4 protein-coding genes are annotated in these 1,968 nt (G+C 64.5%); all 4 read left to right on the top strand.

Annotated elements, in window-relative coordinates; all coding sequences use genetic code 11:
• Positions 1 to 220, top strand: a 220-nt coding sequence (locus tag VLT15_14045) for an RNA-binding protein (protein HSR46336.1), incomplete at its 5' end; no start/stop codon positions are given.
• A gap of 70 nt (positions 221 to 290) precedes the next feature.
• The gene (locus VLT15_14050) at positions 291 to 548 is read left to right on the top strand and encodes a hypothetical protein (protein ID HSR46337.1); all 258 of its coding nucleotides are present in this window, start codon (positions 291 to 293) and stop codon (positions 546 to 548) included.
• Positions 549 to 861: 313 nt separating this feature from the next.
• Positions 862 to 1,143 carry a hypothetical protein gene (locus VLT15_14055; GenBank protein ID HSR46338.1) on the top strand — a complete coding sequence of 94 codons (282 nt, stop codon included), beginning with the start codon at positions 862 to 864 and terminating at the stop codon, positions 1,141 to 1,143.
• 204 nt (positions 1,144 to 1,347) lie between these two features.
• Positions 1,348 to 1,968: adenylate/guanylate cyclase domain-containing protein (locus VLT15_14060; protein ID HSR46339.1), on the top strand; the 621-nt coding region annotated here is incomplete at its 3' end.

The following is a 1,968-nucleotide window of genomic DNA, read 5'->3' on the forward strand; positions in this document are numbered from 1 at the left end:
GACCGAGGGCGATCTTCGTTCCCTCTTCGCCGAATACGGCACCGTCGACTCCGCTTCGGTGATCACCGATCGCGACACCGGCCGGTCGCGAGGCTTCGGATTCGTCGAACTCGCCGACTCGAACGCCGGCGCCAAAGCCATTGAGGAACTCGATGGCAACGAATGGAACGGTCGGCGGCTCTCGGTCAACGAGGCGCGCCCCCGGCCGCCACGTCGATAGGGGGTCCTTTGATGCAGCGACCTCGGGTTCACACGGGCACAGCCCTCGACTGCTTCGCGCAGGTCTTCTGATGGCGCGCGGAAGAGAGGGCATGGCCAAGCGCGCCCGTGAACAGCGCCGCCAGCAACGCCAGGAAGCCAAACAGGTCAGACGTGAGACGATCGCCGCGGAGCCGAGCGGCCCCGATCCCCATGACGAAGCTCGCCTCATGGAGGAGTTCCGGCTCTTGAGCGAGAGGCACGCGGCAGGGTTCTTGAGCGATGCCGCCTTCGCGACGGAACGCCAGCGCATCTTCACCCAGCTGGGCATCGAGACCGACGGAGACTGATCGACGAGGAGCAGCGGCCATGCCCGGAAGACGCCCCGGACGAAGCGACGGTTCCAGGCGACGGTGCCTTACCTGCGGTCACCCGGAGGTGGAGCATCGCCAACCGGAAGGATGCTGGGTGCCTTCCTGCCTCTGCGACACCTACACGGCGCCGCTGGAGGAACACAAAGGCGACTGACCCGACCATCGGGATGGCGGTCGTGCCAGTCGGCCTCGGGACCTCCCGGTCTCTGGCGCCGCAGATCCCGGTCGTCTCCGACCCAGGAGGTGTGGCCAGGGTCTACGCTGTCGATGTCGTCCGGTGGGAGGCGAGGTGGCGACCGATCAGACCCTGGTTCAGCGAGGTTTCACCGAGATTCTCGAGCACTTCGTTTCTTTCGGGAGGGCTCCGCATTTCAGCGAACTGGCCGACGCACTGGCGATCGGTGTGGAGGAGGCACGTGTCCTGCAAAGGGCCGCCGCAGAAGCTGCGCCGATAGCCGGGTACTGGCTCGCGACCGATACCGACTTCATCGAGTCCTGGGCTCCTTTCAGCAACGTCCCAACCCATCACCTGATCAGCGTGGACGGTGTTTCGCGGTGGTACGGACAGTGAGGAATGGAGTCGCTGGCCGTGCGCTGGCTGTTTCCAGGTCAAGAGGTCGTCGTGGAGTCCCGGTGTCTGGATTGTGGCGACCGGATCCGGGTTCGAATGCGAGACGACGAACTGCTGGAGATCAGTCCCGAAGCGGCGGTCGGATACATGCCTTCCCCGTTTTCCCGATCGAGAGCGGGTTCAGGGGCCTTCAACTGAAGCCGCATGAATCTCTTCCGGTCGGAAGAGCACGTCAAACGCTGGCCACTTCACTTCCAGGCGGTGGACGACTATGTGATGCCGGTGGCGGACTGGGCTGAAGTCTTCAGCGTCTCGATGTTCCGCAATCGCCTCGACGCCGACTACCTCGCCAACTCCCAGCGATATCTGGAGGACTATCGGCTGGCCCTCCTTTCCAAGGGCAAGGCGATGCCGTCCCCCGACCGGATTCTGTCGACCGTGATGTTCACCGACATCGTGGCCTCGACCCAGCAGGCTGCCCTCCTCGGCGATGACATGTGGAGATCGGTCCTCGAACGCCACAACCGGATCGCCAGAACTCAGATCGCCCACTTCGGCGGGAGAGAGGTCAAGCACACCGGGGATGGGTTCTTGTCGAGCTTCGACAGCCCCACGAGAGCCATACGGTGCGCGACGGCGATCCGGAACGAAACAGCAGATATCGGACTGCACGTGCGGATCGGCATCCACTCGGGAGAATGCGAAGTCCTCGGCAACGATCTCGGTGGTATCGCCGTGCACATCGGGGCCCGGGTCGCCGCGGCCGCAGGTCCCGACGAGATCCTCGTCACCCGGACCGTGATGGAGTCCGTGACCGGGTCGGGC

The sequence above is a fragment of the Acidimicrobiia bacterium genome (assembly GCA_035471805.1).
Lineage (GTDB): Bacteria > Actinomycetota > Acidimicrobiia > Spongiisociales > JAHEDJ01 > JAHEDJ01.